This window comes from Pseudomonas sp. P179 (assembly GCF_000478485.2).
Classification (GTDB): domain Bacteria; phylum Pseudomonadota; class Gammaproteobacteria; order Pseudomonadales; family Pseudomonadaceae; genus Pseudomonas; species Pseudomonas aeruginosa.
Genome location: NZ_KI517354.1, coordinates 4,263,737 through 4,290,028, shown reverse-complemented (window position 1 = coordinate 4,290,028; position 26,292 = coordinate 4,263,737). Strand labels below are relative to the sequence as shown.

23 protein-coding genes and 1 tRNA gene are annotated in these 26,292 nt (G+C 61.8%); 18 read left to right on the top strand and 6 right to left on the bottom strand.

Annotated elements, in window-relative coordinates; translation table 11 throughout:
- Window positions 1–7 precede the first annotated feature (7 nt).
- Window positions 8–907, top strand: coding sequence for a MerR family transcriptional regulator (locus HMPREF1224_RS32140; protein ID WP_010793768.1), 900 nt, complete (start codon window positions 8–10; stop codon window positions 905–907).
- Window positions 904–2,349 (top strand): deoxyribodipyrimidine photo-lyase, encoded by a 1,446-nt coding sequence (gene phrB, locus HMPREF1224_RS32135; RefSeq protein WP_023912004.1) that lies wholly within the window; start codon window positions 904–906, stop codon window positions 2,347–2,349. Before HMPREF1224_RS32140 ends, phrB begins: the two co-directional genes overlap by 4 nt.
- A 125-nt stretch (window positions 2,350–2,474) precedes the next feature.
- On the opposite strand, the gene pagL is transcribed toward phrB, so the two are convergent.
- The 6 genes from pagL to hemA all read right to left on the bottom strand — a co-directional run bounded on the left by pagL (window position 2,475) and on the right by hemA (window position 7,869).
- Window positions 2,475–2,996 carry a lipid A 3-O-deacylase gene (gene pagL, locus HMPREF1224_RS32130; RefSeq protein WP_003099307.1) on the bottom strand — a complete coding sequence of 174 codons (522 nt, stop codon included), beginning with the start codon at window positions 2,994–2,996 and terminating at the stop codon, window positions 2,475–2,477.
- Between the two features lie 133 nt (window positions 2,997–3,129).
- The gene (murI, locus tag HMPREF1224_RS32125) at window positions 3,130–3,927 is read right to left on the bottom strand and encodes a glutamate racemase (protein ID WP_003099300.1); all 798 of its coding nucleotides are present in this window, start codon (window positions 3,925–3,927) and stop codon (window positions 3,130–3,132) included.
- A complete protein-coding gene (locus HMPREF1224_RS32120) occupies window positions 3,917–4,675 on the bottom strand; it encodes a molybdopterin-synthase adenylyltransferase MoeB (protein ID WP_003099296.1) in 759 nt (252 codons plus the stop codon). The genes murI and HMPREF1224_RS32120 overlap by 11 nt, the downstream gene beginning before the upstream one ends.
- Window positions 4,669–5,499: a peptide chain release factor N(5)-glutamine methyltransferase gene (gene prmC, locus HMPREF1224_RS32115; protein WP_003121049.1), complete on the bottom strand. Its 831-nt coding sequence runs from the start codon at window positions 5,497–5,499 to the stop codon at window positions 4,669–4,671. The genes HMPREF1224_RS32120 and prmC overlap by 7 nt, the downstream gene beginning before the upstream one ends.
- 1 nt (window position 5,500) lies before the next feature.
- On the bottom strand, window positions 5,501–6,583 hold the full coding sequence (gene prfA / locus HMPREF1224_RS32110) for a peptide chain release factor 1 (protein ID WP_003099290.1): 1,083 nt from the start codon (window positions 6,581–6,583) through the stop codon (window positions 5,501–5,503).
- A 17-nt stretch (window positions 6,584–6,600) separates the two neighbouring features.
- Complete coding sequence (gene hemA / locus HMPREF1224_RS32105) at window positions 6,601–7,869, bottom strand: glutamyl-tRNA reductase (protein WP_003095001.1); 1,269 nt, start codon at window positions 7,867–7,869, stop codon at window positions 6,601–6,603.
- A gap of 143 nt (window positions 7,870–8,012) precedes the next feature.
- Here hemA and lbcA point away from each other — a divergent pair, with 143 nt between their 5' ends.
- From lbcA to HMPREF1224_RS32040, 16 genes are all read left to right on the top strand, one after another.
- Entirely contained in the window at window positions 8,013–9,785 is a 1,773-nt protein-coding gene (gene lbcA, locus HMPREF1224_RS32100; RefSeq protein WP_019726913.1) for a proteolytic complex protein LbcA, read from the top strand.
- Window positions 9,786–9,789: 4 nt separating this feature from the next.
- Window positions 9,790–10,407, top strand: coding sequence for a lipoprotein insertase outer membrane protein LolB (gene lolB / locus HMPREF1224_RS32095; RefSeq protein WP_003095005.1), 618 nt, complete (start codon window positions 9,790–9,792; stop codon window positions 10,405–10,407).
- 1 nt (window position 10,408) lies between these two features.
- Window positions 10,409–11,257 (top strand): 4-(cytidine 5'-diphospho)-2-C-methyl-D-erythritol kinase, encoded by an 849-nt coding sequence (ispE, locus tag HMPREF1224_RS32090; protein ID WP_003099284.1) that lies wholly within the window; start codon window positions 10,409–10,411, stop codon window positions 11,255–11,257.
- Between the two features lie 36 nt (window positions 11,258–11,293).
- Window positions 11,294–11,368 (top strand) — tRNA-Gln (locus HMPREF1224_RS32085).
- A 55-nt stretch (window positions 11,369–11,423) separates the two neighbouring features.
- Window positions 11,424–12,365, top strand: coding sequence for a ribose-phosphate pyrophosphokinase (locus HMPREF1224_RS32080; RefSeq protein WP_003099281.1), 942 nt, complete (start codon window positions 11,424–11,426; stop codon window positions 12,363–12,365).
- 116 nt (window positions 12,366–12,481) lie between these two features.
- Window positions 12,482–13,096, top strand: coding sequence for a 50S ribosomal protein L25/general stress protein Ctc (locus HMPREF1224_RS32075; RefSeq protein ID WP_003099279.1), 615 nt, complete (start codon window positions 12,482–12,484; stop codon window positions 13,094–13,096).
- A gap of 41 nt (window positions 13,097–13,137) precedes the next feature.
- Window positions 13,138–13,722, top strand: coding sequence for an aminoacyl-tRNA hydrolase (gene pth, locus HMPREF1224_RS32070; protein WP_003099278.1), 585 nt, complete (start codon window positions 13,138–13,140; stop codon window positions 13,720–13,722).
- Between the two features lie 40 nt (window positions 13,723–13,762).
- Window positions 13,763–14,863, top strand: coding sequence for a redox-regulated ATPase YchF (gene ychF / locus HMPREF1224_RS32065; RefSeq protein WP_003099270.1), 1,101 nt, complete (start codon window positions 13,763–13,765; stop codon window positions 14,861–14,863).
- Between the two features lie 205 nt (window positions 14,864–15,068).
- Complete coding sequence (locus HMPREF1224_RS32060; protein ID WP_010793765.1) at window positions 15,069–16,280, top strand: tyrosine-type recombinase/integrase; 1,212 nt, start codon at window positions 15,069–15,071, stop codon at window positions 16,278–16,280.
- Window positions 16,281–16,554: 274 nt separating this feature from the next.
- On the top strand, window positions 16,555–16,875 hold the full coding sequence (locus HMPREF1224_RS44605; RefSeq protein WP_071536035.1) for an HVO_A0114 family putative DNA-binding protein: 321 nt from the start codon (window positions 16,555–16,557) through the stop codon (window positions 16,873–16,875).
- A gap of 26 nt (window positions 16,876–16,901) precedes the next feature.
- On the top strand, window positions 16,902–17,894 hold the full coding sequence (locus tag HMPREF1224_RS32055; protein ID WP_010793764.1) for a restriction endonuclease: 993 nt from the start codon (window positions 16,902–16,904) through the stop codon (window positions 17,892–17,894).
- Between the two features lie 320 nt (window positions 17,895–18,214).
- Window positions 18,215–19,930: a class I SAM-dependent DNA methyltransferase gene (locus tag HMPREF1224_RS32050; protein WP_010793763.1), complete on the top strand. Its 1,716-nt coding sequence runs from the start codon at window positions 18,215–18,217 to the stop codon at window positions 19,928–19,930.
- Complete coding sequence (locus HMPREF1224_RS32045; protein ID WP_010793762.1) at window positions 19,920–21,197, top strand: restriction endonuclease subunit S; 1,278 nt, start codon at window positions 19,920–19,922, stop codon at window positions 21,195–21,197. The genes HMPREF1224_RS32050 and HMPREF1224_RS32045 overlap by 11 nt, the downstream gene beginning before the upstream one ends.
- A 13-nt stretch (window positions 21,198–21,210) precedes the next feature.
- The gene (locus HMPREF1224_RS44600) at window positions 21,211–22,521 is read left to right on the top strand and encodes an SMODS domain-containing nucleotidyltransferase (RefSeq protein WP_010793761.1); all 1,311 of its coding nucleotides are present in this window, start codon (window positions 21,211–21,213) and stop codon (window positions 22,519–22,521) included.
- Complete coding sequence (locus tag HMPREF1224_RS44595; RefSeq protein WP_071536034.1) at window positions 22,514–23,086, top strand: SLATT domain-containing protein; 573 nt, start codon at window positions 22,514–22,516, stop codon at window positions 23,084–23,086. The genes HMPREF1224_RS44600 and HMPREF1224_RS44595 overlap by 8 nt, the downstream gene beginning before the upstream one ends.
- A gap of 44 nt (window positions 23,087–23,130) precedes the next feature.
- The gene (locus HMPREF1224_RS32040) at window positions 23,131–26,283 is read left to right on the top strand and encodes a type I restriction endonuclease subunit R (protein ID WP_010793760.1); all 3,153 of its coding nucleotides are present in this window, start codon (window positions 23,131–23,133) and stop codon (window positions 26,281–26,283) included.
- Window positions 26,284–26,292: the final 9 nt, after the last annotated feature.

Sequence of the window (26,292 nt, the reverse complement as noted above, 5' to 3'; positions counted from 1 at the left end):
TTTCCCGATGAACTCGCCCCACCTCGAACGCGGCGGCCTGCCGATCCGCGAAGTCACTCGTCTGACCGGCGTCCATCCGGTCACCCTGCGCGCCTGGGAGCGCCGCTATGGCCTGGTGGTGCCGCAACGCACCGGCAAGGGGCACCGGCTCTACAGCGAAGAGCAGGTCGAGCGCATCCGCCGGATACTCGTCTGGCTCGAGCGTGGCGTCGCCATCAGCCAGGTGCGCGCGCTGCTGGAGCGTCCGGAGGAAACCCCGGCGGCGGATGTCGAATCCCCCTGGGAACGCCTGCACGAACAGCTGCTGGACGCCATCGCCGCGCTGGCCGAGCGACGCCTCGACGATCTGTTCAACCAGGCCGCGTCGCTCTATCCGGTAGCGACCCTCTGCGAAAAGCTTCTGCAACCCTTGCTGCAGCACCTCGAACGACGCTGGCAGGGACAGTTCGGCGCGCGCATGGAGCGGGCCTTCTTCTTCTCCTGGTTGCGCAGCAAGCTGGGCGCCCGCCTTTATCACCAGCAACGGCTGCAACAGGGCGCGCCGCTGCTGCTGGTCAACCAGTCCGAGCTGTCGCTGGAACCGAACCTCTGGCTGTGCAGCTGGTTGCTCGGCAGCGGCGAGGTGCCGCTGCAGGTCTTCGACTGGCCGCTGCCACCGGCCGAACTGGCCCTGGCCTGCGAACGCCTGGAAGCTCGCGGCCTGTTGCTGTACGCCAGTCATCGCCTCAATCCGGAGCACCTGCCGCGCCTGCTGGCAGGGGTGAGCTGCCCGGTGGTGCTGGTCGGACCGGCCGTGGAGATCCAGCGCGAAGCCTTCGAAACCTTGGCGCTAACTGGCCTGCTGCTGGCGAGCACGCCCCTGGAAGCCCGCCGCCTGCTCGGCGAACGAGGTCTGTTGAACCCATGAACGGACTTCCGATGAACCTGATCTGGTTTCGCTGCGACCTGCGAACCACCGATAACAGCGCGCTCCTCGCCGCCGCCGATGGGCGCCCTTGCGTGGCTCTCTACCTGCTCAGCCCGGCGCAGTGGCGGGAACACGACGATGCGCCCTGCAAGGTCGACTTCTGGCTGCGCAACCTGGGCGAGCTGCACCGCCAGCTCGCCGCGCTGAACATCCCGCTGCTGGTGCGCGACTGCGGCCACTGGCGGCAAGCCCCGGAAGTCATCGGCCGGCTCTGTCGGGAGCTGGGAGTCGGCGCGGTACACGTCAACCAGGAATACGGGGTGAACGAGGAACGCCGCGACCAGGCCGTCGGCCAACGCCTGCGTGAACAGGGCGTGGCCTTCCACAGCCACCTCGACCAGCTGTTCTTCGCCCCCGGCTCGGTGCTGACCCGAACTGGCGGCTATTTCCAGGTGTTCAGCCAGTTCCGCAAGGTCTGCCACGAACGGCTGTACCAGGCCCTGCCGGGTGTCCGCCCGCGTCCGCAGCCCCAGCCACCGCACGCGCTGGCCAGCGACCCGCTGCCGGATGCCGTGCCCGCCTTCCCGCGGCCGGCCGATAGCTTGCGCCGCCTCTGGCCGGCAGGCGAAGAGGTAGCGCAGGAACGCCTGCGCGACTTCGCCGACCAGCACCTGGCCGACTACCATGAACGGCGCGACTTCCCGGCGCTTCCCGGCACCAGCCAACTGTCGCCCTACCTGGCCGCCGGCGTACTCTCGCCCAGACAATGCCTGGACGCCGCGCTGGTTGCCAACCGCGGCGAGTTCAGCGGCGGCCAGCAAGGCGCCGCGACCTGGATCAACGAGCTGCTCTGGCGCGAGTTCTACAAGCACATCCTGGTCGGCTACCCCCGGGTCTCCCGGCACCGCCCCTTCCGCGAGGAGACCGAAGCCCTACGCTGGCGCCAGGCCCCGGCGGAACTCGAAGCCTGGCAACAGGGGCGCACCGGCATACCGATCATCGACGCGGCAATGCGCCAGTTGCTCGCCACCGGCTGGATGCACAATCGCCTGCGGATGGTGGTAGCGATGTTCCTCAGCAAGAACCTGCTGATCGACTGGCGCGAAGGCGAACGCTGGTTCATGCGCCACCTCATCGACGGTGACCTGGCGGCGAACAACGGTGGCTGGCAGTGGAGCGCATCCACCGGCACCGACGCCGTCCCCTACTTCCGCCTGTTCAATCCGCTCTCGCAGTCCGAACGCTTCGATCCACGCGGCGAGTTCATCCGCCACTGGCTGCCGGAACTGGCCGGCCTGGAGCGCAAGGCGATCCACGATCCGTCCAGCCTGGGGCTGTTCGCCGGGGTCGACTATCCACGGCCGATGGTCGACCTGAAGGCCAGCCGCGAACGGGCGCTGGCGGCTTTCCGCAACCTGCCGCCGCGCGATGGTCGCGCGTAGGGCGCGTCAGCGAGCTATCGCCTCCCGCCAAATGGCTCGCTCTTTCCATAGGGCGGTGCGGCGGGGCGGAAGAATCGCAGGCATGAAAAAGCCGGGATGAACCCGGCTTTTTTCGCCCGTGCCGACTAGATCGGGATCTTGTAGAACAGGCTGTAGGACTCGATACCGTCGTTCGGCTGTTTCAGGCCGGCGTTGGAATAGTGGATCGCCCGAACGCCGACCGACTGGCCGTTGGCGAACTTCAGGCCGGCGCCGATGCGGTCTTCGAAGTTCAGGGAGGAACCCAGGTTCTGGTCGCCGACACGGGTGCCGGAGAACGCCGCCACGCCGATACCGGCCTCGATGAATGGCTTGATCGAGTCGCCGGCGAACTCGTAGACGAATACCGGAGCGAACGACAGCGAATGCTTGCCGGCGCCTTCATCGCCACCTTCCCAATAGGTGTAGCCCGCATCCCAGTAGCCGGTCAGGCGCCCGGTGGAGGTCTGCCACCAGCTCTTGTCCCAATCCCAGCTCAGGCCCAGGCGATAGGTCATGCCCGACTGGCCGGTCGCACCGACGGCGGCCGAGACGTCTGCCGCCTGGGCGGACGCCACGTGGACGGAGGAAAGTGCGGCCAGAACGGCCAGCGGAAGTAGTTTCTTCATTGAAACGTCCTTTTCGAAAGTTGCATGAAAGCCCCCGCATTCAAGCTGCGCATTATAAGAGCGCACTTACTAAAGCAGATACTAGACCAAACGCTTTAGTTCAAAAAATCGCTGGCACGTCTGCCAGGAACGACTAAACGACTAATTTTCCTACGCTTTCCGGGCTTCCCCAGAGGATCGGCAGGATCCTTTCCATCTCCTCCGGCAGCGCGCTGGTCCAGAAACGCGGCGTCGCGGCCTGGCCAGAGGCCAGTAGCGCCCGCGCCGACAATACGCGCTCCAGCTGCCGGGCGACAGCCGCTCCCGTATCGATCACCGCCATCTCCGCCGGGATCAGCTCGGCCAGCAGGGGTTTGACGAAGGGATAATGAGTACAGCCGAGGATCAGCGTATCGCAGCCCTGTTCGAGGATGGGCGCCAGCAGGCGTTCCAGCAGTGCCCGGGTTTGCGGCCCATAGAGATCGCCGGCTTCGATGCGCTCGACCAGCCCCGGGCAGGGCTGGGTGAAGACCTGTACGTCGCTGGCGAAGCGGTCGAGCAAGGCGGCGAAACGCGCGCTCTTCAGAGTTCCGGTGGTGGCCAGGACGCCGACCCGACCGTTGCGGGTGGCCGCCGCGGCCGGCTTCACCGCAGGCTCCATGGCCACCAGCGGCACCTGCGGATAACGTTCGCGCAATTCCGCCGCAGCCGCAGCCGTCGCGGTATTGCAGGCCAGTACCAGAGCCTTGGCGCCCTGCTCCAGAAGGAAATCACCGATCCGCTCGCAGCGTTCGCGGATGTACTCCGCGCTCTTCTCGCCGTAGGGCACATGGGCGTTGTCGGCGACGTAGAGCAACGATTCGGATGGCAGGCGCGCGCGAATCTCACGCAATACGCTGAGCCCGCCGACCCCGGAATCGAAAACGCCGACCGCGGCCGACTCAACCGCCATGGCGTTGCCCACAGACGGCACAGGAAGGATCGCGACGCACCCGCAATTCGCGGAAGCGCGTGCCGAGGGCGTCCACCAGCAGCAGGCGGCCCACCAGCGGTTCGCCGAAACCGGCCAGCAGCTTGAGCGCCTCCAGCGCCTGCAGGCTACCGACCAGCCCCACCAGCGGACCGATCACGCCGGCCTCGCTGCAGGTCAGCTCGGCCTCGCTGCCGTGCCCGTAGAGGCAGTGGTAGCAGGGGCTTTCGTCGCGGCGGGTATCGAATACCGAAAGCTGGCCCTCGAGACGGATCGCCGCGCCGCTGACCAGGGGCTTGCCGGCGCGCACGCAGGCGACGTTGACCGCCTCGCGGGTGGCGAAGTTGTCGGTGCAGTCGAGCACCAGGTCGACCGCCGCCACGGCGGCATCGAGGGAGTCCTTGTCCAGCGCGGCGCTATGGCTGACCAGGCGGATCTGCGGATTCAGCGCGCCCAGCCGGCGCATCGCCGACTCCACCTTGCCGACACCGACGCTGGTGCCATCGTGGATGACCTGCCGTTGCAGGTTGGTCAGGTCGACCGTATCGAAATCCGCCAGGTGCAGCTCGCCGACCCCGGCCGCGGCCAGGTACAGCGCCACCGGCGAACCCAGGCCGCCAAGACCGACGATCAGTGCGCGGCTGCGCTTCAGGCGCAGCTGGCCCTCGACGTCGACCTGCGCCAGCAGGATCTGGCGACTGTAGCGCAGCAGTTCCTCGTCGCTCAGCATGCCCATTGTCCGAGAGTGATCCGCTCGTTGCCGCCGAGGTCGCGCAACGTATGTACCCCGGCGAAGCCGCGGGCGCCGAGCAGTTCGCGCACCGCCGCCCCTTGATCATAGCCGTGCTCGAGCAGCAACCAGCCTTCGTCCAGCAAATGCTGCGGCGCCTGGGCGACGATCTGGCGGATATCGTCGAGGCCATCGCTACCCGCGACCAGCGCGCTCTTCGGCTCGAAACGCACGTCGCCCTCGCTCAGGTGCGGATCGCTGGCAGGGATATACGGCGGATTGCCGACGATCATCCGGAAGCGTCGGCCATCGAGAGCGGAGAACCAGTGGCTGCGGCGCACCTCGACGTTCTCCAGGAGCAGCCGCTGGCGATTGCGCTCGGCCAGCGCCACGGCCTCTTCCACGCGGTCCACCGCAGTCACCGTCCACAGCGGCCGTTCGCTGGCCAGGGCCAGGGCGATGGCGCCGGTGCCGGTGCCCAGGTCGAGCACGGTAGCGGTGTCCGCCGCGAGGGTCGCCAGCGCGGTTTCCACCAGCAGTTCGGTGTCCGGGCGCGGGATCAGGGTGTGTGGCGCGACCTCCAGGTCCAGGCTCCAGAAGCCCTGGTGGCCAAGTATGTAGGCCACCGGCTCGCCGTTGCGCCGACGGGCGATCCAGTCGTCGAACCGCTCGTTGGCCTCGCGCGGCACGATGCGCTCCGGCCAGGTACGCAGGAAGCTGCGCGGCTTGCCCATCGCCGCCGCCAGCAGCAACTCGGTGTCGAGCCGGGCGCTGGGCGAATCGGGCAGTTGGGAATCCTTGAGAAGGGTACAGATAGTGGTCATGTCAGTCGCCCAGGGCCGCCAGTTGATCGGCCTGGTATTCCTGCAGCAGCGGCTCGATCACCTGTTCCACCGCGCCCTCCATCACCTCGCCCAGGGAGTACAGGGTGAGGTTGATGCGATGGTCGGTGACCCGCCCTTGCGGGAAGTTGTAGGTACGGATGCGCTCCGAGCGGTCGCCCGAGCCCACCAGCAGCTTGCGCGTGCTGGCGATCGCCTGCTGCGCCGCGGCCTGCTGCTGGTCGTTGAGCTTGGCCGCCAGCCAGGCCATGGCCTTGGCGCGGTTCTTGTGCTGCGAGCGCTCTTCCTGGCACTCGACCACGATGCCGCTGGGAATGTGGGTGATGCGCACCGCCGAGTCGGTCTTGTTGACGTGCTGGCCGCCGGCACCGGAGGAACGGTAGGTGTCCACCCGCAGGTCGGCCGGGTTGATCTCGATCGCTGCCTGCTCGTCCGGCTCCGGCAGCACCGCGACGGTGCAGGCGGAAGTGTGGATCCGGCCCTGGGATTCGGTTTCCGGCACCCGCTGCACGCGGTGCGCGCCGGACTCGAACTTGAGCTTGGCGTAGACGTTGTCGCCCTCGACCCGGGCAATCACTTCCTTGTAGCCACCGTGCTCGCCCTCGTTCTCCGACAGCGTCTCGACCCGCCAGCCCTGGCGCTCGGCGTAGCGCGAATACATGCGGAACAGGTCGCCGGAGAAGATCGCCGCCTCGTCGCCACCGGTGCCGGCACGGATCTCCAGGAACACGTTGCGGCTGTCGTTGGGATCCTTCGGCAGCAGCATGCGCTGCAGGCTGTCGCCGAGGGCGGCGAGGCGGCCGCGCGCTTCGGCGACCTCCTCCTCGGCGAGGTCGCGCAACTCCGGGTCGCTGTCCTTGAGCAACGCCTGGGCACCCTCGAGGTCGGCCTGCACCTTGCGGTAGTCGCGGAACGCCAGGATCACCGGTTCGACCTCGGCGTACTCGCGGGAATAGGCGCGGAAGCGGGTCTGGTCACTGATCACCTCGGCGTCGCCGAGCAGCGCCGTCAGTTCTTCGTAGCGATCGCTGAGGACATCCAGCTTTTTCAGCAGAGAAGCTTTCATGCAGGCATAGGTACCGGTCAGTGGCGCGGCGCGCCCTCGTCGAGGGCGAACAGCTCCTGGGCCAGGGCCAGCGCGTCGATGCGGCCCTCGGCGGACATTTTCTTCATCTGCACGCTGGGCGCGTGCAGCAGTTTGTTGGTCAGGCCGCGGGCCAGCTGGGCCATCACCTCGGCGGGGTCGGCACCGTTGGCCAGTTGCCGCTGGGCCTTGCCCAGCTCCTCATCGCGCAGGCGCTCGGCCTGCTGCCGATAGGCGCGCAGCACGTCCACCGCGGCCAGTTCGCGCAGGCGCTGCATGAACTCGGCGACGCCGCTGCCGACCAGTTCCTCGGCGGCCTGGGCAGCGCCCTGGCGGCTCTTGAGATTCTCCGCCACTACTTCGTGGAGGTCGTCGACGCTATAGAGGTAGACGTCGTCCAGTTCGCCGACTTCCGGCTCGATGTCGCGCGGCACGGCGATGTCGACCATGAACATCGGCTTGTGCTTGCGCTGCTTCAGCGCGCGCTCCACGGCGCCCTTGCCGAGGATCGGCAACTGGCTGGCAGTGGAGCTGATGACGATATCGCTGTTGGCCAACTCCTCGGGGATCTCCGAAAGCAGCACCGCATGGGCGCCGAACTGCTCGGCGAGCAGGCTGGCGCGCTCCAGGGTGCGGTTGGCCACCACGATGCGCTTCACGCCTTGCTCGAACAGGTGGCGCGCGACCAGGGTGATGGTCTCGCCGGCGCCGATCAGCAGCGCCTGGCTGCGGTGCAGGTCGCTGAAGATCTGCTTGGCCAGGCTCACCGCGGCGAACGCCACGGACACCGGGTTCTCGCCGATGGCGGTATCGGTGCGGACGGTCTTCGCCGTACTGAAGGTGGCCTGGAACAGGCGGCCGAGCAGCGGACCGACGGTGCCGGCCTCGCGCGCGACGGCGTAGGCCGACTTCATCTGGCCGAGGATCTGCGGCTCGCCGAGGACCATCGAGTCGAGGCCGGAGGCCACGCGCATCATGTGGCGCACCGCGTCTTCGTCCTGGTGCACATAGGCGCAGGCGCGCAACTCGTCGAGGGTCAGGCGATGGTAGTCCGCCAGCCAGGCGAGCACGTCGTCCGCGGTCGGATGGTCGATCTCCAGGTAGAGTTCGCTCCGGTTGCAGGTCGACAGGATGGCCGCCTCGCGGCTGGTGGTCAGGCGGCAGAGCTGCTGCAGCGCCTCGACCATCTGTTCCGGAGTGAAAGCCACGCGCTCGCGGACAGCCACCGAGGCGGTCTTGTGATTGATGCCGAGGGCAATGAAGGCCATGCAGGATCGCTGAGCTAATCGGGGAAACGCGCAATTCTCCTACTTCGCCAAGGGCAGGACAACCATTGCCGATGTATTGACCCCATAGACAGCTTCGTCGACGCCCGTCCCGGCCCCCTTGGGCTTGCCGGACGGCTTATGTCATGATGGCGCCACCCTCGCAGGTTCAAGGCCGGCTTTCTTCCTCTATGAACAAATCCCTTGCGCTGCTGACCGTCACGCTGCTGCTCGGCGGCTGCCAGTCACTTATCCACAAGACTCCCGATGGCACCCCGCCGGTGGAAGACACCGCGGTCGAGACCAAGGCCAAGCCTGAAAAGTACGGCTCCTTCAGCGAGGACAGCCTGTATTCGCTGCTGGTGGCCGAACTGGCCGGGCAGCGCAACCGCTTCGACATCGCCCTGAGCAACTATGTGGTGCAGGCGCAGAAAACCCGCGACCCCGGGGTTTCCGAGCGTGCCTTCCGCATCGCCGAATACCTCGGCGCCGACCAGGAAGCCCTCGACACCTCCCTGCTCTGGGCGCGCAGCGCGCCGGACAACCTCGATGCCCAACGCGCCGCCGCGATCCAGTTGGCCCGCGCCGGGCGCTACGAGGAGTCCATGGTGTACATGGAGAAGGTCCTCAACGGCCAGGGCGACACGCACTTCGACTTCCTCGCCCTGTCTGCCGCGGAGACCGACCCGGATACCCGCGCCGGCCTGCTGCAGAGCTTCGACCACCTGTTGAAGAAATACCCGAACAACGGCCAGTTGCTGTTCGGCAAGGCCCTGCTGCTGCAACAGGACGGCCGCCCGGACGAAGCCCTGACCCTGCTCGAGGACAACTCCGCAAGCCGCCACGAAGTGGCCCCCCTGCTGCTCCGCTCGCGCCTGTTGCAGAGCATGAAGCGCAGCGACGAGGCCCTGCCGCTGCTCAAGGCCGGGATCAAGGAACACCCGGACGACAAGCGCGTGCGCCTCGCCTACGCGCGCCTGCTGGTGGAGCAGAACCGCCTGGACGACGCCAAGGCCGAGTTCGCCGGACTGGTCCAGCAATTCCCCGACGACGACGACCTGCGTTTCTCCCTGGCGCTGGTCTGCCTGGAAGCCCAGGCCTGGGACGAAGCCAGGATCTACCTGGAAGAACTGGTCGAGCGCGACAGCCACGTCGACGCCGCCCACTTCAACCTCGGCCGCCTCGCCGAGGAACAGAAGGACACCGCGCGTGCCCTCGACGAGTACGCCCAGGTCGGCCCGGGCAATGACTTCCTCCCGGCGCAACTGCGCCAGACCGACGTCCTGCTCAAGGCCGGTCGCGTCGACGAAGCCGCCCAGCGCCTGGACAAGGCGCGCAGCGAGCAACCCGACTACGGCATCCAGCTGTACCTGATCGAAGCCGAGGCGCTGTCCAACAATGACCAGCAGGAAAAGGCCTGGCAGGCCATCCAGGAGGGTCTGAAGCAGTACCCGGAGGACCTCAACCTGCTCTACACCCGCTCGATGCTGGCGGAGAAGCGCAACGACCTGGCGCAGATGGAAAAGGACCTGCGCTTCGTCATCGCCCGCGAGCCGGACAACGCCATGGCCCTCAACGCCCTCGGCTACACCCTGGCCGACCGCACCACCCGCTACGGCGAGGCCCGCGAGCTGATCCTCAAGGCGCACAAGCTGAACCCGGACGACCCGGCGATCCTCGACAGCATGGGCTGGATCAACTATCGCCAGGGCAAGCTGGCCGACGCCGAGCGCTACCTGCGCCAGGCGCTGCAGCGCTACCCCGACCACGAGGTCGCCGCGCACCTGGGCGAAGTCCTCTGGGCCCAGGGGCGCCAGGGCGACGCCCGGGCCATCTGGCGCGAATACCTCGACAAGCAGCCCGACAGCGACGTGCTGCGCCGCACCATCAAGCGCCTGACCGGCGCCGAGACTCCTTGAAACCATGCGTCTACGTCTTTTCCTCGCCGCCTCCGCGCTGGCCCTGCTCAGCGGCTGCGCCGGCCTGACCTCCCACGAAGCCCTGGAAGGCCAGGGCGATGCGCAGACCTGGAAAACCCACAAGCAGCAGCTCAGCGAGCTGGATGCCTGGCAGATCGACGGCAAGGTCGGCATCCGCGCCCCGCGCGACTCCGGCAGCGGCACCCTGTTCTGGCTGCAGCGCCAGGGCTACTACGACATCCGCCTGTCCGGCCCGCTCGGCCGCGGCGCAGCACGCCTGACCGGGCGTGAAGGCGCGGTGAGCCTGGAAGTCGCCGGTCAGGGCCGCTACCAGGCGGAGTCCCCGGAAGCACTGCTGGAAGAACAACTAGGCTGGCGCCTGCCGGTCTCGCACCTGCTCTGGTGGGTACGCGGCCTCCCGGCGCCGGACAGCAAGAGCCGCCTGACCCTCGACGCCGACAGTCGCCTGGCGCGCCTGGAACAGGACGGCTGGCAGATCGAATACACCCGCTACGCCGAACAGAACGGCTACTGGCTACCCGAGCGCCTGAAACTGCACGGCCAGGACCTCGACGTCACCCTGGTGATCAAGGACTGGCAGCCGCGCCAGCTCGGCCGCTGACATGAGCGTGCGCCTCAGCCTGCCAGCCCCGGCCAAGCTCAATCTGTTCCTGCATATCCTCGGCCGCCGCGACGATGGCTATCACGAGTTGCAGACCCTCTTCCAATTCCTCGACCACGGCGACGAGCTGCATTTCGAAGCCCGCCAGGACGGCCAGGTACGCCTGCACACGGAAATCGCCGGGGTGCCGCACGACAGCAACCTGATCGTGCGCGCCGCGCGCGGGCTGCAGGAAGCCTCCGGCAGCCCGCAAGGCGTCGACATCTGGCTGGACAAGCGCTTGCCCATGGGGGGCGGCATCGGCGGCGGCAGCTCCGACGCCGCCACGACGCTCCTGGCCTTGAACCATCTCTGGCAACTCGGCTGGGACGAGGACCGCATCGCCGCCCTGGGCCTGCGCCTGGGCGCCGACGTGCCGGTCTTCACCCGCGGACGCGCGGCTTTCGCCGAGGGCGTGGGCGAAAAGCTCACCCCGGTGGACATCCCGGAGCCCTGGTATCTCGTCGTGGTTCCGCAAGTACTTGTCAGCACAGCAGAAATTTTTTCAGATCCACTGTTGACACGCGATTCTCCCGCCATTAAAGTGCGCACCGTTCTCGAGGGGGACAGCCGAAACGACTGTCAGCCGGTAGTCGAGAGGCGTTACCCAGAAGTTCGTAACGCTTTGATCTTGCTAAACAAATTTGTTTCAGCTAGATTAACCGGCACTGGAGGTTGTGTGTTTGGGAGCTTCCCAAACAAAGCTGAAGCTGATAAAGTCTCGGCCCTTCTTCCAGACCACCTTCAGAGGTTCGTCGCCAAAGGAAGCAACATCTCGATGTTGCACCGGAAGCTGGAAACTCTGGTCTGAGAAAGGAATGCCGAAACGGCATTCGAGCAATACCACAGGGGCGTCGCCAAGCGGTAAGGCAGCAGGTTTTGATCCTGCCATGCGTTGGTTCGAATCCAGCCGCCCCTGCCATTTTCCTCTTCTGTATTTCATCCGGATCCCTTCGGTCGACACAGGTACCTGTAGCGTGTCCAAGATGATGGTCTTCACGGGGAACGCTAACCCCGATCTTGCACGACGCGTCGTGCGTCAGCTGCACATTCCTCTTGGCGATGTTTCAGTTGGCAAATTCTCCGATGGCGAAATCAGCGTCGAAATCAACGAAAACGTCCGCGGCAAGGACGTATTCCTGATTCAGCCGACCTGCGCGCCGACCAACGACAACCTGATGGAACTGGTGGTGATGGCCGATGCCTTCCGCCGCTCCTCGGCCACTCGTATCACCGCTGTCATCCCCTACTTCGGCTATGCCCGCCAGGATCGCCGTCCGCGTTCCGCCCGCGTGGCCATCAGCGCCAAGGTAGTGGCCGACATGCTGACCGTCGTCGGGGTCAACCGTGTCCTCACGGTCGACCTGCACGCGGATCAGATCCAGGGCTTCTTCGATATCCCGGTAGACAACATCTACGGTTCCCCCGTGCTGGTGGACGATATCGAAGACCAGCGCTTCGAGAACCTGATGATCGTCTCCCCGGACATCGGCGGCGTGGTGCGCGCGCGCGCCGTGGCCAAGTCCCTGGGCGTTGACCTTGCGATCATCGACAAGCGTCGTCCCAAGGCCAACCAGTCCGAAGTGATGCACATCATCGGTGACGTCGAAGGCCGTACCTGCGTACTGGTAGACGACATGGTCGATACCGCCGGCACCCTCGGTCACGCCGCCAAGGCCCTGAAAGAGCACGGCGCCGCCAAGGTCATCGCCTACTGCACCCACCCGGTGCTGTCCGGCCGTGCCATCGAGAACATCGAGAAATCCGTACTGGACGAGCTGGTGGTGACCAACACCATCCCGCTGTCCGCCGCTGCCCAGGCCTGTGGCCGCATCCGCCAGCTGGACATCGCTCCGGTCGTTGCGGAAGCCATGCGCCGGATCAGCAACGAAGAATCGATCAGCGCGATGTTCCGCTGAGGCCTAGCCTCGACGAACGCGCCTGAACGAAAACGCCCCGCTCCGGCGGGGCCTTTGAAATCGCCCGAACGCTGGTCGCAAGCGTTCGGGCGCATTGTTATTTTTGGAGATACACAATGGTCGACTTTATTCTGAATGCCCAAGTGCGTTCCGATCTGGGGAAAGGTGCGAGCCGCCGCCTGCGTCGTAACGCCGGTCTGGTTCCTGCTGTCGTTTACGGCGGCGACAAAGAGCCCCAGTCCGTAACCCTGGAACTGCGCGAAATCGCCAAGCTCCTGGAAAACGAGGCTGCCTTCAGCCACGTGATCGCCCTGAACGTTGGCGGCGCCAAGGAAACCGTACTGATCAAGGCCCTGCAGCGCCATCCGGCGAAAGGCTTCGTGATGCACGCCGACTTCCTGCGCGTGGTCGCCGACCACAAGCTGACCGCCCACGTACCGCTGCACTTCATCAACGAAGAAGTAGCCGTTGGCGTCAAGCAAGCCGGTGGCGAGATCTCCCACACCATCTCCGAAGTCGAAGTTTCCTGCCTGCCGAAAGACCTGCCGGAATTCATCGAAGTCGACATGGCCAAGGTCGAGCTGGGCCAGATCGTTCACCTGTCGGACCTCAAGGCTCCGAAAGGCGTCGAGCTGGTACAACTGGCCCACGGCAACGACCTGGCCGTTGCCAACATCCACGCTTCCCGCGTGGTGAAGGAAGAAGGTAGCGAAGAAGGCGCCGCCGAGTAATTCATTACTCGATCGCCTTTTTATAGAGAGGGGCTCCCGTCGTGACTGCCGTACAACTGATCGTTGGCCTGGGAAACCCGGGTCCTGAATACGACCAGACCCGGCATAACGCGGGGGCCCTTTTCGTTGAGCGCCTGGCGCATGCCCAGGGCGTCAGCCTCGTGGCTGACCGCAAGTATTTCGGCCTGGTCGGCAAGTTCAGCCACCAGGGCAAGGACGTTCGTCTGTTGATCCCGACCACCTACATGAACCGCAGCGGCCAGTCCGTAGCGGCGCTGGCGGGATTCTTCCGGATCGCCCCGGACGCCATCCTGGTGGCCCACGACGAACTCGACATGCCCCCTGGCGTCGCCAAGCTCAAGACCGGCGGCGGACACGGCGGGCACAACGGGTTGCGCGACATCATCGCCCAGCTCGGCAATCAGAATTCTTTCCATCGCCTGCGGCTTGGCATCGGCCATCCGGGGCACAGCAGCCTGGTTTCCGGTTACGTGCTCGGCCGCGCACCGCGCAGCGAGCAGGAACTGCTCGACACCAGCATCGACTTCGCCCTCGGCGTGCTGCCGGAAATGCTCGCCGGGGACTGGACCCGGGCGATGCAGAAGCTGCACAGCCAGAAGGCCTGAACCACTTTTCTAGCGCCTGTCTGAGCGCGAGGGACATAGCATGGGATTCAACTGCGGCATCGTCGGCCTGCCCAACGTCGGCAAGTCCACCCTGTTCAACGCCCTGACCAAATCCGGTATCGCGGCGGAAAACTTCCCGTTCTGCACCATCGAGCCGAACAGCGGCATCGTGCCGATGCCCGACGCGCGCCTGAACGCCCTGGCCGAGATCGTCAAGCCCGAGCGCGTACTGCCGACCACCATGGAATTCGTCGACATCGCCGGCCTGGTGGCGGGCGCCTCCAAGGGTGAGGGCCTGGGCAACAAGTTCCTCGCCAACATCCGCGAGACCGACGCCATCGCCCACGTGGTGCGCTGCTTCGAAGACGACAACGTGATCCACGTGTCCAACAGCGTCGACCCCAAGCGCGACATCGAGATCATCGACCTCGAACTGATCTTCGCCGACCTCGACAGCTGCGAGAAGCAACTGCAGAAAGTCGCCCGCAACGCCAAGGGCGGCGACAAGGAAGCCCTGGCCCAGAAGGCCCTGCTGGAAAAGCTCATCCCCCACTTCACCGAGGGCAAGCCGGCGCGTTCGCTGCTGAAGAACCTCGGTGACGAGGAGAAGCGCCTGGTGCGCAGCTTCCACCTGCTGACCAGCAAGCCGGTGATGTACATCGCCAACGTCGCCGAGGACGGCTTCGAGAACAACCCGCACCTGGATGTGGTGAAGGCCATCGCCGAGGAAGAAGGCGCGGTGGTGGTGCCGGTGTGCAACAAGATCGAAGCCGAGATCGCCGAGCTGGAAGACGGCGAAGAGAAGGACATGTTCCTCGAGTCCCTCGGTCTCGAGGAACCCGGCCTGAACCGTGTGATCCGTGCCGGCTACGGCCTGCTCAACCTGCAGACCTACTTCACCGCCGGGGTGAAGGAAGTCCGCGCCTGGACCGTCCGCGTCGGCGCCACCGCCCCGCAGGCCGCCGGCGTGATCCACACCGACTTCGAGAAAGGCTTCATCCGCGCCGAAGTGGTCGCCTACGACGACTTCATCCAGTTCAAGGGTGAACAGGGCGCCAAGGAAGCCGGCAAGTGGCGCCTGGAAGGCAAGGACTACATCGTCAAGGACGGCGACGTGATGCATTTCCGCTTCAACGTGTGATCAACGTCTGACGATTTTTTCGGAACTCAGGAGCGTTCAGTGGCGCTTGGTGGATGGAGCAGACCTTTTTAAATCAAGGGCTTGCCAAACAATACGGTCTACTGAGCGTTCCTATTGTTCATCGATGTCTGGAAAATTCGGGGGTAGCGTTGGGGGTACTCGTGTTCAACCGTGGGGGTACTTTTCCCCGCAGTGGAGTCCAACGATGCCCGAGAATCTACTCACCGACGCCAAGATCAGGTCGGCCAAATCAACTGATCGAGATTGGAAACTATCAGACGGCGGGGGCTTGTTCCTGCTGGTCAAGCCCGCCGGCGGCAAGCTCTGGCGGTGGAAGTACCGCCTGCAAGGCAAGGAGAATCTCTTTGCCATTGGCGGTTTTCCTCACGTAAGCCTCGCAGAGGCGCGTGCGGCCCGCGAGAAGGCGCGTGCCTTGGTCAAGCAAGGCATCCATCCTGCCCATGAGCGGCGGCAGGTCAAAGAGCGCAACCTGGAGGCGCTGGAGGAACGCAAGCGCGCAAAGGAAAGCTCGTTCGCCAAGGTGGCGCAGGCTTACCTGGCCGAGATCAAGCCAGTCTTTGCGCTCAGTTCCTACCGTACGAAAGAGTCCCGCATCAGGAAGTACCTGTCACCCAAGTTCGATGGGATGCCGATGAGCGCCATTGGCGTGAAGCAGATTCGCCCGCTGCTGGAGGAGTGTAAGTCTCACGGTGCGTGGGCGGCGATTCACGTCAAAGGTGATCTTTCAGCGATCTTTGAGTTTGCGGTGGTGAGGGGGCTGGTCGAGGCAAATCCAATTCCCAGCCTGCGCGGGCTGCTACGCGTGCCGTTCAGCGAGAGCAAGGCGGCGATGACGCGAGAGCAAATCCAGAGGTTCTATCAGGAGTTGCGCGGCTACCGGGGCTATCCGGAAACCTCGTTGTGCCTGCGGCTGATTGCGCTGACCGCATGCCGGCCAGGAGAAGCGGCGGATGCCGAGTGGGACGAGTTGGACTTTGAGGATGCACTGTGGCGTCGGCCTGCGGCGAAGATGAAAGCGCGGCGTGACCATGTCAGCCCGTTGTCCACGCAGGCCGTAGCGGTGCTGAAAGACTTGCAGCACATCACGGGTGGCGGGCGTTATCTGTTTCCGCACCGAAGCGGAAAGGGCTTCACTACGCCCAATCGGCTCACCTACGCGATGCGCGACATGAATCTGGGTCGAGGCACGACGCCGCATTGCTGGCGGACGACATTTTCTACCTGGGCCAATGAGAATGGATACCGGCCTGATGCAATTGAACGGCAGCTTGCCCACGTGGAAAGCAACAAGGTGCGGGCGACGTACAACAAGGCGCTCCTGCTGGATCAGAGAAGGACGCTGTTGCAGGACTGGGCGGACTATCTGGGTGCGGCGGAGGGCAGCGGCACGGCATAGGGACGATTTGGCCAGGTGCTGCAGAGCGAGTGAACAAGGGGTGGCCTTTTCCTTTTCTGGGTAGAGCCGTTGTCCCTTGAGTGCCGTTCCCTTGCCATTTGCCCTTGCTGCGTGCGGAGCGTTGGAAATGGGGTAATCGCTTGAGAGTATTGGGGTAATTTTTGTTGAATTACCCCATTTCCTCGTGGGGCGCGGCAAGTTTTCCTGGTTCGCCAAACAGTGCTTATCAGGGACTGATATTATTGTAAGTTAACGTGTCTTTGGGCTTGTGAACATGAAACGCTGCATTGTCGGTGTTCGACAGCCGAATAGTTCGCCTCCTCCGCAAGGATGTGAGGTTCCCAGCATCTGGTTTCCATCCTTGGCGTCACTGGCAGCGGTGCTGTCGGACGACAACCGCCACCTGCTGCGCCTGATCCATGACAAACAACCCAAGTCTTTGACCGCACTGGCCAAACTCAGTGGCCGCAAAGTGCCGAACTTGTCGCGCACTCTACGGTTGATGGCTGACTATGGACTGGTTTCGCTACAGCGCAATGTTCGAGATGTTCAGCCGACCGCACTGGCAACTGAATTTCTAGTTGTGTTGGATTGATGGCTATGAATACGGGAGGGAATGCGATGGCGCGGATGTGGATGGTGCGCGGCGAAGGTGGCAGCTTGTATGACGCTTTTCGAGAGCGCGGCGTGGCTGCCGTGGGTTGGAATCAATTGGCTGCCCACGCCAAACCCGGTGTCGGGCGTAAGCAGCTAATCGCCTTGTACCAGTCTGCCGAGCCACAGGCAAAACAAGGCACGGTGGTATCGGGCGCATCCCAGGTCTGGCGCTTCGTCAATGACATTCAGAACGGAGACTGGGTCATCACTTATTCACCAGCCAATCGCCTGTACTCAATCGGCAAGGTCATGGGGGCAGCCGAACACCATCCTGAGTGGGCCGAACAAGGCATGCCACTAGCACGCAAGGTGCAGTGGCAAACGCAGGAATTGCTACGCGACAGCTTGGGCACCAGCACAAAGAACAGCCTGGGCTCGACCCTCACCCTCTTCGAGGTTCCGTCCAGCGCGGCAAGCGAAGTGCTGGCGGCGCTGAAGGGCAAGCCGGCTCCGGCAGTAGAAGATGAAACCGAAGAAGTCGTCGCCGATCCATTGGCCGACATCGAGTCCCAGGCGCTGGAACGCATCAAGGACCGCGTCAACGAACTCGACTGGGACGACATGCAGCAACTGGTCGCCGGCATCCTACGCGCCATGGGCTACAAAACCCAAGTTTCGGCACCTGGCTCGGATCGGGGTAAGGACATCGTTGCCTCGCCGGATGGCTTTGGCTTTGAACACCCGCGCATCGTCGTGGAGGTCAAGCATCGCAAGGGGCAGATGGGCAGTCAGGAAATCCGCAGCTTCCTCGGCGGCCGCCACAAGGATGATCGAGGGCTGTATGTCAGCACGGGTGGTTTCAGTAAGGACGCCCTGTACGAAGCAGACCGCGCCTCCATCCCGCTGGCGATGTGGACGCTGGATCACGTGGTGCGCGCGTTGATCGAGCACTACGACGCTACCGACGCCGAAACCAAACGAATTGTGCCGCTGAAGCGGCTGTACTGGCCTGCCTGATGCCATAGGATCAGCAAGTGACTCCCGTAGAACAACAGATCGAGCAATTCATCGCAACATTGGGTTCCCTTGGCGGCAGCGCGGGCAATCAACGCCTGCTTGAAGCGTTGGGCTGGCAGGACAGTATCTACCAACGCGTCAAGCAGCAACTGATCGACGACGGTCGCATCCGTCCTGGACGAGGGCGCGGCGGCTCAGTTGCCTTGACCGAGGGTGCTTCGTCTTTGCCCAAACCCGGCACCGCACCAGCAGGAGCTATTAAGCGGCAAGCCAACGAGGCTCGTAAGGAAGGTCAACAGAATGCAACACGGGACAAAGACATGAGACCGATCGAACAACAATTCTTCAACGACCTGGAAAAAAAGCTCTGGACCGCTGCCGACAAGCTACGTTCAAACCTCGATGCTGCGGTGTACAAGCACGTCGTGCTCGGGCTGATCTTCCTCAAGTACGTCTCCGATGCCTTCGAAGAACGGCAGCGCGAACTGCGCGAGCAGTTCACCAACCCGGATCATGACTACTACATGGATCCGGCCGAATACGGCGGCGCAGGCACCCAGGAGTACGAAGACAACATCGCCGTCGAGTTGGAAGTGCGCGACTACTACACCGAGAAGAACGTGTTCTGGGTCCCGGTGGAAGCGCGTTGGCAAACCCTACGCGATTGCGCGCAACTGCCGCCCAAGGCGGCGCTGCCGTGGAACAAGCCGGGCAAGGACGAGCCGGAGGAAATGCGCTCGGTCGGCTGGCTGATCGACAACGCCATGGAGGCTGTCGAGCGCGAGAACGCCCGCCTGAAGAACGTGCTCAACAAAGACTTCGCCCGCGTGCAGCTCGATTCCAGCAAGCTGGCCGGGCTGATCAGCCACTTCTCGGATACCGACTTCAGCGCCAAGGAGTACAAGGGCCAGCCGCTGGACCTGAAATCCAAGGACATCCTCGGCCACGTCTACGAATACTTCCTCGGCCAGTTCGCCCTGGCCGAAGGCAAGAAGGGCGGCCAGTACTACACTCCAAAGAGCATCGTCACCCTGATCGTGGAAATGCTCCAGCCATTTAAAGGCCGTGTTTACGACCCGGCCATGGGCTCCGGCGGCTTCTTCGTGCAAAGCGAGGAGTTCATCGAACAGCACGGCGGCAAAGCAGCCAATGGCAAGAGCGGACAAATCAGCGTCTACGGACAGGAGAGCAACCCCACCACCTGGCGGCTGGCCGCGATGAACATGGCCATTCGCGGCATCGACTTCAACTTCGGCAGCGGCCCGGCCGACACCCTGCTCAACGACCTGCACCCGGACCTGCGCGCCGATTTCGTCATGGCTAATCCGCCCTTCAACATGAAGGAATGGTGGAACGAAAAGCTGGCCGCCGACCCCCGCTGGATCGCCGGCACGCCGCCGCAGGGCAACGCCAACTTCGCCTGGTTGCAGCACATGCTCTGGCACCTGGCGCCCACCGGCAGCATGGCGCTGCTGCTGGCCAACGGCTCCATGAGTTCCAACACCAACAACGAGGGCGAAATCCGCAAGCGGCTGGTCGAGGACGACTACGTGGAATGCATGGTCGCGCTGCCCGGTCAGTTGTTCACCAACACCCAGATCCCGGCCTGCATCTGGTTCCTGACCCGCGACAAGCAGAACGGCTTTGCTCTGGACAAGAAAAAGCGCGACCGGCGCGGCGAATTCCTGTTCATCGACGCCCGCCAGATGGGCTACATGAAAGACCGTGTGCTGCGCGACTTCACTGGGGAGGACATCCAGAAAATCGCTGATACCTTCCATGCCTGGCAGCAGGGCGAGGGGTACGAGGATGTGGCTGGCTTCTGCTATTCCGCCAAGTTGGACGAAATCCGCAAGCATGAGCATGTGCTGACGCCGGGGCGCTATGTGGGCGCGATGGAGCAGGAAGATGACGGCGAGCCCTTTGCCAAGAAGATGCAGCGGCTAACGACACAACTGGCGGAGCAGTTCGTGGAAAGTGCGAAGCTGGAGGAAGAAATCCGACAGAACCTGGCGGGATTGGGTTATGCAATCTGATGCTAGTTGGAAAGAGCTCAATCTGGGTGATGTGATTGAGTTGAAGCGTGGTTATGACCTTCCAAAAGGAAAGCGATCGGTAGGAGTGATTCCTATAGTTTCATCATCTGGCATATCAGATTTCCATTCAGAAGCCATGGTCAAGGGTCCTGGAGTTGTGACGGGGCGATATGGAACCATAGGTGAAGTGTTCTATATAGATGGCGATTTTTGGCCTTTAAACACGACGCTTTATGTTTGCGACTTTAAAGGAAGCGATCCTCGCTTCATTAGTTATTTTCTAAGAACGCTGGATTTTCAGGCTTACTCAGATAAGGGGGCCGTTCCGGGCGTTAACAGAAATCACCTTCATACAGCAAAGGTCAGAATTCCTGCGCTGCCTGTACAAAAAGCAATTGCTAGGATTTTGGACGCGCTTGATTCGAAGATAGACCTTAACCACCGCATCAACCAAACCCTCGAAGCCATGGCGCAAGCCATCTTCAAATCCTGGTTTATCGATTTCGACCCAGTCAAGGCCAGGATCGCAGCCATCGAACAAGGTCAAGACCCGCTGCGCGCCGCCATGCGCGCCATCAGCGGCAAGACCGACGCCGAACTCGACCAGATGCCCCGCGAGCACCACGACCAACTCGCCGCCACCGCCGCGCTATTTTCCGATGCAATGGAAGAGTCGGAATTGTGGGAGATTCCGAAGGGGTGGGGAATTAAATCCGTCTCTAATATAGCGCGCTTTGCAACGGGTAAGATTGAAGTGTCTTCTCTGACTGTTGAGAACTATATTTCCACAGAAAATATGCTGGAAAACCGGGGCGGCATAAGCCATGCGTCGTCCCTCCCAGCAGTCGCTACCGTGCCGACTTTCGAGAGTGGAAATGTTCTAGTTTCCAACATCAGGCCATATTTTAAGAAAATATGGTTAGCCCGTTTTGACGGAGGGCGATCAAATGATGTGCTCTGTTTCGAGGCGAAGGAAGACGGCTGCCAAGAGTTTCTGTACAACTTGCTCTATCAGGATATTTTTTTCGAGTTCATGATGCGCACGTCAAAAGGGGCAAAAATGCCAAGAGGGGACAAGGAAGCAATTGCTGGCTGGAAATTTCCTTGCGCGCCCTTGGAGCTGAGGAAAGCCTTCTCAAAAAAGGTGCGCACATTCTACTCGTACATTGAAAGTATCAATCTAGAATCGAAACAGCTATCTGAACTTCGCGACACCCTTCTTCCCAAGCTTCTCTCTGGTGATTTGTCTGTTGCGGATCTGAAATGAAGAGGGTAGGGAAATGAGTGTTGCAGAAATGTTCTCGGAGTTCATTGGTAATTTGGCGATAAGCAATGCTGAAACCATAAGCATGCGCTACGGTGAATTAACTGCTGCACTCAACAAACAATTCCGGGATACAGAATCAAAGACGGCCAATACGCTTCAGGTTGGCTCATTTGGTAGAAGAACCGGTATTAACGGAATCTCCGACTTGGACATGCTCTATATCATGCCTCAGACCAAATGGGATGATTATGACAAGATTGGTGGGCAGTTAAAACTTTTGCAAGACACAAAAGATGCGATTCTCAAACGCTATCCATCAACGAAAGTTCGAGTTGATCGCCTAGTGGTAACAGTGACCTACACGAACTTTCATGTCGAAGTGCAGCCTGTTTTTGAGCAGGATGACAAGAGCTACAAGTATCCTGATACCAAAAATGGCGGGAGCTGGAAGGTCACCAAGCCAAGAGAGGAAATGGATGCGGTTGCCAACCTGGATGCAGTCAAGAACTCAAATCTGCGTCGTTTGTGCAAGATGGTGCGTGCCTGGAAAAACAAACACGGTATTGGTATCGGTGGATTGTTGATCGATACGTTAGCTTATAACTTTCTGAATTCCACCTCGGACTATGACGAAAAAAGCTACCTTTACTACGACTGGCTAAGTCGAGATTTTTTCAAGTATATCTCTGAACTTCCAGACCAAAGCGAATATGCCGCGCCGGGCAGTCGGCAGCGGGTAAAAGTCAAAAAGAAGTTCCAACGGCGGGCCAAGAAGGCCTACGAACTTTGCCTGAAAGCCATAGAGGCTGAAGGAAAAGAAAGCGCCAACGAGAAATGGAAGGCGGTTTATGGTCGCCCATTTCCTGCTGCACAAAAAAAATCGGCTGAAGCCAGCGCTGCACAAACTTGGAAAGATACCGAGGAATTTATTGAAGATAAATTTCAGGTTGATATACGCTATCAACTAAAAATTGATTGCGAAGTGATGCAGCGCGGATTTCGAAAATTCCTTCTCCGCAATATGTTGGGGCTAAAAATCCCGCTAAGATCAGACAAGAAGCTGAAGTTCTGGGTATCTGAACTGCCGCAGATTAACGGCCCATTTCTAATCTACTGGAAAGTCCTAAATAGGGGCGACGAGGCACGCCGGCGTGACTGCGTTCGTGGGCAAATTACGCTCGATGGCGGGTGGCGAACAAAAGAGGAAAGCAGTAACTTTCGAGGAGATCATATCGTTGAGTGCTATCTCGTCGAAAATGAGACTGTGGTTGCCAAGGATAGAATTCATGTTCCAATCGTAGCAGATGGAAGCGACTATGACTGACAATGAAAAAATTCTAGAAGGGCAATTGCGTGAGTGCTACGGACGCGTGGTTTACTCCCATAAAACACATGAGAAATGTGCGGACATATTATTTGAGCGACACAAGCAAATAAAGCTCTGCCAAATTATTCTTTCGGCTCTAGTTACGGGCGGTTTGATAGCTGCTCTTTTTGATTTCAGTGCGCTAGCTGAGTACAAGAAGTGTGGAACATTTGTTGCCGTTGTACTTTCCACGGTATTGCTCGTCCTTAATTCCTATACCAAGGACTATGATCTTGGTGAAATTGCCCAAAAACATAGACAAGCAGGGGCTGATCTATGGATTATCCGTGAGAAGTATCTTTCCCTTTTGACGGATCTCCGCTTAGCAGTGGCATCGCTTGATGAAATTCGCTCGCAAAGAGACCAGCTTGCCGAAGATTTGCATGCTGTTTATACCGGTGCGCCCAGTACAAATTATAAAGCTTACATCGAAGCTCAAAAGGCCCTAAAAGAGCTTGAGGATATGACTTTCTCTGATGAGGAAATAGATGCCTTTCTTCCAAGAGAGCTTAAGAGGAAGTAAACAATTTACTTATTGCTGCATAAGTATATGAAGGGTGATGCGCTGTGAGCGTAAATGAACAACAACTCGAAGACGCCGCCATCGGCTGGTTTGGCGAACTGGGCTGGCAATACGTCAATGGTCCGGACATTGCGCCAGATGGCGACAGCCCTGCCCGTACTGACTATCGCCAGACCGTACTGCGAGAACGCCTCCTGGCGGCGCTATCCCGCATCAACCCCCATGTTCCCGCCGCGGCGCTGGAGCAGGCGGCACACGAGCTTCTGACGGTCAGCGAGCCGCTGCTGATCGCCCGCAACCGCCGCGTGCATCGGCTGCTGCTGTCCGGCATCCCCGTCGAGTTCTCCGAAGGCGAGGAAAAGCGCACCGACCTGGTTAACCTGATCCACTTCGCCAACCCACGCAACAATGACTTCCTGCTGGTTAGCCAATTCACCGTGGCCGGCACCAAGCAGCCGCGCCGTCCCGATCTGGTGGCCTTCGTCAACGGCCTGCCGCTGGCGGTGATCGAGCTGAAGAACCCGGCCAACGAGCAGACCGACATCTGGGATGCCTTCAACCAGATCCAGACCTACAAGGAAGAGATCGGAGACCTCTTTAACACCAACGTGGCGGTGGTGGTCAGCGACGGCTTCACGGCGCGCCTGGGTTCGCTGACGGCCAACCAGGAGCGCATGCAGCCCTGGCGGGCGATTGCCAATGAGGACGACCGGCCGCTGCTGGAGTTCGAACTGGAAACCCTGGTGCGTGGCTTCTTTGAGCCTGCGCTGTTTCTGGACTATGTCCGCCACTTCGTGCTGTTCGAGCAGGATGCCGATGAGATCATCAAGAAGATTGCGGGCTACCACCAGTTCCATGCCGTGCGCGAGGCGGTGAAAGCCACGGTGATCGCCGCCAGCAACCCGAACAAGGGTCGTCTGGAAGTGCAGGAGCCGCGCGCCACCTATGGTAAGGAAGTGCAGCCCGGCAGCCGCAAGGCCGGCGTGGTGTGGCATACGCAAGGCTCGGGCAAGAGCATCACCATGGCCTGCTACGCGGGCAAGCTGTTGCAGCAGCCGGAGATGAAGAACCCCACGCTGGTGGTGGTGACCGATCGCAACGATCTGGACGGGCAGTTGTACGGCACCTTCTGCGCGGCCGAAGACCTGCTCCGGCAGACGCCGGTGCAGGCGGGCAGCCGCGAGGAACTGCGCGAGATGCTGGCCTCGCGCGAGGCGGGCGGCATCATCTTCACCACGGTGCAAAAGTTCGCCCTGCTGGAAGATGAAGAACAGCATCCCCTGCTGTCGGGTCGCAGCAATATCGTGGTGATTTCCGACGAGGCGCACCGCAGCCAGTACGGCATGAAGGGACGGCTGGATACCAAGACCGGCAAGTACGTGTTCGGCTATGCCAAGCACATGCGTGATGCACTGGCCAACGCTACCTTCATCGGCTTCACCGGAACGCCCATCGCGCTGGAAGACAAGGACACACGGGCGGTGTTCGGCGACTACGTCAGCATCTACGACATCCAGGATGCGGTGGACGATGGCGCCACGGTGCCGATCTACTATGAAAGCCGCCTGGCCAAGCTGGACGTGAACCAGGCCGAGATCGACGCGCTGAATGCCCAGGTGGACGAGGTCATCGAGGACGAGGAAGACATCACCGCCCGCGAGAAGACCAAGAGCGATTGGGCCGCACTGACCAAGCTGGTGGGCGCCAGGCCACGTCTGGAACAGGTGGCGGCCGACCTGGTGCAGCATTTCGAGACGCGCACGGCCACGCTGGAAGGCAAGGCGATGATCGTGTGCATGAGCCGCGACATCTGCGCGGAGCTATACAACGCCATCGTCGCCCTGCGCCCGGACTGGCACGACGCCGACCCCGAAAAGGGTGCTATCAAGGTGGTGATGACCGGCTCGGCAGCGGACAAGCCCTTGCTGCAACCGCACCTGTACAGCCAGCAGGTGAAGAAACGTCTTGAAAAGCGCTTCAAGGACCCGGCAGACCCGTTGAAACTGGTGATCGTGCGCGATATGTGGCTCACTGGCTTCGACGCGCCCTGCTGCCACACCATGTATGTGGACAAGCCCATGAAGGGCCACAACCTGATGCAGGCCATTGCCCGCGTCAACCGGGTGTTCCGCAACAAGCCCGGTGGATTGGTGGTGGATTACATCGGCATTGCCAACGAACTGAAAGCGGCGCTCAAGACCTACACCGAATCCAAGGGCAAGGGCGACCCGGCGCACAACGCGGCCGAGGCCCTGGCCGTGCTGCTGGAGAAGTTGGACATCGTGCGTGGGCTAATGCACGGCTTCGACTACAGTGGGTTTGAAACCGATGCGATGAAGCTGCTGGTGCCAGTGGCCAACCATATCCTGGGGCTGAAGGACGGTAAACAGCGTTTCCTCGATGCCATGCTGGCCGTGAGCAAGGCGTTTTCCCTGTGCAGCACGCTGGACGAAGCTGCCGCCCTGCGCACGGAGATTGCCTTCTTCGCCGCTGTCAAGGCTGCCATCGTCAAGTTCACCACGGTGGATCGCAAGCGTTCCGACGCGGACAAGAACAGTGCGCTCAAGCAGATCCTGGACAACGCTATCGTGGCGGACGGGGTGGCGGACATCTTCGCCCTGGCGGGCCTGGACAAGCCCAACATCGGCCTGTTGTCGGAAGAATTCCTGGAAGACGTGCGACAGATGAAGAGCCGCAACCTGGCGGTGGAACTGCTCGAAAAGCTGTTGCGTGACGAGATCAAGGCGCGGGCGCGTAACAACGTAGTGCAGGAGAAGAAGTACGGCGACCGCCTGCTGGAAACCTTGCGCAAGTACCACAACCGAGCGGTGGAGACGGCACAGGTCATCGAGGAGTTGATCCAGATGGCCAAGGACTTCCAGGCAGCGCTGGAGCGTGAAGCAGCGCTGGGGCTGAATCCGGACGAAATCGCCTTCTACGATGCGCTGGCCAACAACGAAAGCGCCGTGCGGGAGTTGGGCGACGATACCTTGAAGAAGATCGCCGTCGAGATCACCGAGAAACTGCGCAACAGCACCACGGTGGATTGGCAGGTACGCGAGAGCGTACGCGCGAAACTGCGGATTCTGGTGCGACGCACGCTGAAGAAGTGGAAGTACCCGCCGGTGGGTGAGGATGCCGCCATCGAACTGGTGCTGAAGCAGGCGGAATCACTGTCGAACGCTTGGTCGAAGTGATAAGGCGGA

Coding starts and splice junctions, on each gene's coding strand:
- prmC (WP_003121049.1), bottom strand. CDS start 5,499: ATGACCACTATCTGTACCCTTCTCAAGGATTCCCAACTGCCCGATTCG.
- HMPREF1224_RS44595 (WP_071536034.1), top strand. CDS start 22,514: ATGACTGACAATGAAAAAATTCTAGAAGGGCAATTGCGTGAGTGCTAC.
- HMPREF1224_RS32060 (WP_010793765.1), top strand. CDS start 15,069: ATGCCCGAGAATCTACTCACCGACGCCAAGATCAGGTCGGCCAAATCA.
- lbcA (WP_019726913.1), top strand. CDS start 8,013: ATGATGGCGCCACCCTCGCAGGTTCAAGGCCGGCTTTCTTCCTCTATG.
- HMPREF1224_RS32045 (WP_010793762.1), top strand. CDS start 19,920: ATGCAATCTGATGCTAGTTGGAAAGAGCTCAATCTGGGTGATGTGATT.
- HMPREF1224_RS32050 (WP_010793763.1), top strand. CDS start 18,215: ATGAGACCGATCGAACAACAATTCTTCAACGACCTGGAAAAAAAGCTC.
- HMPREF1224_RS32120 (WP_003099296.1), bottom strand. CDS start 4,675: ATGCTGAGCGACGAGGAACTGCTGCGCTACAGTCGCCAGATCCTGCTG.
- murI (WP_003099300.1), bottom strand. CDS start 3,927: ATGGCGGTTGAGTCGGCCGCGGTCGGCGTTTTCGATTCCGGGGTCGGC.
- pagL (WP_003099307.1), bottom strand. CDS start 2,996: ATGAAGAAACTACTTCCGCTGGCCGTTCTGGCCGCACTTTCCTCCGTC.
- HMPREF1224_RS44600 (WP_010793761.1), top strand. CDS start 21,211: ATGAGTGTTGCAGAAATGTTCTCGGAGTTCATTGGTAATTTGGCGATA.
- HMPREF1224_RS32055 (WP_010793764.1), top strand. CDS start 16,902: ATGGCGCGGATGTGGATGGTGCGCGGCGAAGGTGGCAGCTTGTATGAC.
- prfA (WP_003099290.1), bottom strand. CDS start 6,583: ATGAAAGCTTCTCTGCTGAAAAAGCTGGATGTCCTCAGCGATCGCTAC.
- HMPREF1224_RS32140 (WP_010793768.1), top strand. CDS start 8: ATGAACTCGCCCCACCTCGAACGCGGCGGCCTGCCGATCCGCGAAGTC.
- hemA (WP_003095001.1), bottom strand. CDS start 7,869: ATGGCCTTCATTGCCCTCGGCATCAATCACAAGACCGCCTCGGTGGCT.
- lolB (WP_003095005.1), top strand. CDS start 9,790: ATGCGTCTACGTCTTTTCCTCGCCGCCTCCGCGCTGGCCCTGCTCAGC.
- HMPREF1224_RS44605 (WP_071536035.1), top strand. CDS start 16,555: ATGAAACGCTGCATTGTCGGTGTTCGACAGCCGAATAGTTCGCCTCCT.
- ychF (WP_003099270.1), top strand. CDS start 13,763: ATGGGATTCAACTGCGGCATCGTCGGCCTGCCCAACGTCGGCAAGTCC.
- phrB (WP_023912004.1), top strand. CDS start 904: ATGAACGGACTTCCGATGAACCTGATCTGGTTTCGCTGCGACCTGCGA.
- HMPREF1224_RS32075 (WP_003099279.1), top strand. CDS start 12,482: ATGGTCGACTTTATTCTGAATGCCCAAGTGCGTTCCGATCTGGGGAAA.
- ispE (WP_003099284.1), top strand. CDS start 10,409: ATGAGCGTGCGCCTCAGCCTGCCAGCCCCGGCCAAGCTCAATCTGTTC.